The sequence below is a fragment of the Frankia sp. AgKG'84/4 genome (genome assembly GCF_023242965.2).
Taxonomy (GTDB): Bacteria; Actinomycetota; Actinomycetes; order Frankiales; family Frankiaceae; genus Frankia.
Genome location: NZ_JALKFU020000606.1, coordinates 1 through 3,075 on the forward strand (window position 1 = coordinate 1; position 3,075 = coordinate 3,075).

Below are 3,075 nucleotides of genomic sequence, written 5' to 3' on the forward strand. Positions count from 1 at the left end.
CCCCCCCCCCCCCCCCCCCCCCCCCCCCCCCCCCCCCCCCCCCCCCCCGCCCCCCGCCCCCCCCCCCCCCCCCCCGCCCGGGCCCCCGCCCTCGAGCCGGCGCCCGCCGGTGACCGTCGCAACGACGGGACCGCCGTCGCGCCGCCCGGGGTGCTCCTGCGCTTCGTCGGCGGCGAGGCGCTCAGCGCCGACCAGGTCGTCGTGACCGCCGGCGGCCGCGACCTGGACCGCCTCCTCGGCGCCCGCTGGCCGGGCACCGGCGCCGTCGCCCACCTGCTCGGACTGTCGCTGACCCTGACCAACCCGGGGCTGACGAGGCCGGTGAAGATCCACGCCGGTGATCCGCTCGGCGTCATGAACGTCACGCTGTCCCCGGACGGATCCCTGATCCACGTCAGCGCGGGCTTCGGCTACCTCGGCCGCGCCGACCGGTCAGCCGCGCGGGCCGGCACTGAGGAGCTGCGAGCCGTCACCGAACGGGCCGTCGGCGGGCTGTTTCCCGAACTGCGTCGCTGCGACGGCAGCCTCGACGTGCGCGATGTCCGGTTCTGTGAACGACCGGCAACTCCGGACGGCCTGCCGCTGGTCACCGCCCTGCCCGCGGCGCAGGGGCGGGTGGTGGTCGCCGCGGGGACGAACGCCGGCGGCGCGGTCCAGGCCCCGGCGGTGGCGCTGCTGGTCGCGGACCTGCTCGACGGTGCACCGCGGTGCGCGGGGCTGGCCCTGGCCGGCGACCGGGTCGGCCTGCCGCACATCCCGGATAATATGCCCTCCGCGTCAGACTGACGACGTTACGTAGCAGGCATTCCCGCCGCCCGGCGCGCTCGGCGACCGGCGCGTTATCGTCTGGCGATGTGAGGGTGCGACCCGGCCTCCTGGCCCGCCGGACCCGTCGGCGGAACCAGTTCGGGCCGCCGGGGCACGGACAGGAGGCGACGGCGTTGACCGACATGGACGTCAGCGTGGTCCCGTGGTCGCCGCGTCGCATGCGTACCCGGCTCGACGACGTCATCGGCGTTTACAAGGCGGCGTTCCTCGACTTCCACGAGGCCGACCCCGTCCGAGCCGCCCGGGACCGGGCGCTGCACGCCCGTCGGCACTTCGACCGCACCGACCTGCGCGCGATCGCCGCCGTCACGCCCGACGACACCCTCGTCGGCATCACCTATGCGCTGCCGGGCAAACCCGGCCAGTGGTGGCATGACGTGGTCCACGACGCGTTGACGGCGGTGTCGCCCGCGACGGCGCGGCACTGGCTCGACGACTGCCTGGAGGTCGTCGAGCTGCACGTGCTGCCCGCCTGGCAGGGCCGCTCGATCGGCCGGGCGCTGCTACGGGAGCTGCTGCGCGATGTCCCGCAGCACACGGCGGCGCTGTCCGCCCTGGAGCCGCCCGGCAGTCGCGCGCGCCGGCTTTACGCGAGCGAGGGATTCGTACCACTGCTGTCGGACTTCCAGTTCCCTGGCACGCTCACCCCCTACGCGGTGCTCGGCAAGGAACTGCCCGCGGCCTCGGCCGCGTCCCCGCACAGCGCCGACTCGCACAGCGCCGACTCGCACAGCGCCGACTCGCACAGCGCCGACTCGCACAGCGCCGACTCGGACGGCGGGCACACGGACGGCGGGCACACGGACGGCGAGCGCGCGGGCGGCTCCGGCCAACCCGAGCCCGTGCGGTGATGTCCGAGCGCCCGGTGCCGCACGCGCTCCGGGCGCCCCGGCCGCCTGGTCGGGACAGCTCCGGTGAAACCCGCCGTCATCGGCCGCCCAGCTGGGGGTGGCTGCTGGCGATCGGCGTGGTCGCGACCCAGATCCCCTACCCCTTGGTCGACGGCACGGCGCGCGGCGCGCTGACCGCCGCGACGGTTGTGGTGTTCTTCCTGGCCTCGACGACGCACGCAACGGCGACCCGGGGTCCGTGGTGGGCCGCCGCCTTCGTCGTCGTCACCGTCGGCGGCGGGCTCGCCGTGGAGACACTCGGTGTGCACACCGGCGTGCCGTTCGGGCGCTACGTCTACGGGACATCGCTCGGGCCCCGGCTGTTCGGGGTGTCCCTCGTGGTTCCGCTGGCCTGGGCGATGATGGCCTATCCCGCCTATGTCCTGGTCCGCCGGCATCAGCAGGCACCGGACCGCGCCGCGGTGGTCGGCGGACTGGTGCTGGCCACCTGGGACCTGTTCCTCGACCCGCAGATGGTCAACGCCGGGCACTGGCGCTGGCACAGCTCAGGCCCGGCGCTCAACGGCATCCCGGTGACGAACTTCCTCGGCTGGCTGTTGGTCGGCACGTTACTGACCGGCGTGCTGCTCGCCCTGCCCGATCCGGGACGCTCTGAGATCCGTGATGAGCGGATCCCACTCACCCTGCTGGCCTGGACCTATCTGTCGTCGGTGGTGGCCAACGGCGTGTTCTTCGACCGTCCCGGCGTGGCCGCGCTCGGCGGCGCCGCGATGGGAGCGGTGCTGGCGGTGGGCCTACGGCCCTGGCGGACCGACCACGGCGAGGACCGACGGCGGGCGGACCGGTGACGGGACCAGACGCACCGATGCCGGGACCGTGTGCACCGATGCCGGGACCGTGTGCACCGGCGCAGGGACCGTGTGCACCGGCGCAGGGACCGTGTGCACCGGCGCAGGGACCGTGGGGTCGGCGCTGGTCGTGGGGTCGACGCTGGTCGTGGGGTCGACGCTGGTCGTGGGGTCGACGCTGGTCGTGGGGTCGACGCTGGTCGTGGGGTCGGCGCTGGTCGTGGGGTCGGTGCTGGTCGGCGGCGGTGCGCACGGCCGCGGTGGCCTCGGCCGGGATCGCCGTGCACACAGCGGTCAACGCGCGGCTGCTGCGGACCGCGCCACCGGCCCGGACCGTGCCCGAGCGGGTGTCCGTGATCCTCCCGGTGCGCGACGAGGCCGCTCATCTCGACGGCTGCCTCGGTGCCCTGCTCGCCTCCGCGCACCTGCCCGACCTGGAGATCCTCGTCTGGGACGACGAGTCGACCGACGGCACCGGCCTGATGCTGGCCGGCTGGGCGCGCCGCGACCGCCGTGTGCGCGCCCTGCGCGGCGGCGCACCGCCGGCC

At 75.2% G+C, this 3,075-nt stretch carries 4 protein-coding genes; all 4 read left to right on the forward strand.

Annotated features, from left to right (window positions below):
* Window positions 1-786: FAD-dependent oxidoreductase (locus tag MXD58_RS23860; RefSeq protein ID WP_250609967.1), on the forward strand; the 786-nt coding region annotated here is incomplete at its 5' end.
* A gap of 164 nt (window positions 787-950) precedes the next feature.
* The gene (locus MXD58_RS23865; protein WP_248840105.1) at window positions 951-1,679 is read left to right on the forward strand and encodes a GNAT family N-acetyltransferase; all 729 of its coding nucleotides are present in this window, start codon (window positions 951-953) and stop codon (window positions 1,677-1,679) included.
* Between the two features lie 116 nt (window positions 1,680-1,795).
* Complete coding sequence (gene cruF / locus MXD58_RS23870; protein WP_250609968.1) at window positions 1,796-2,527, forward strand: bisanhydrobacterioruberin hydratase CruF; 732 nt, start codon at window positions 1,796-1,798, stop codon at window positions 2,525-2,527.
* A 245-nt stretch (window positions 2,528-2,772) separates the two neighbouring features.
* Window positions 2,773-3,075 (forward strand): glycosyltransferase (locus MXD58_RS23875; protein WP_250609969.1); only part of this gene is annotated, 303 nt, incomplete at its 3' end.

Coding starts and splice junctions, on each gene's coding strand:
- MXD58_RS23865 (WP_248840105.1), top strand. CDS start 951: ATGGACGTCAGCGTGGTCCCGTGGTCGCCGCGTCGCATGCGTACCCGG.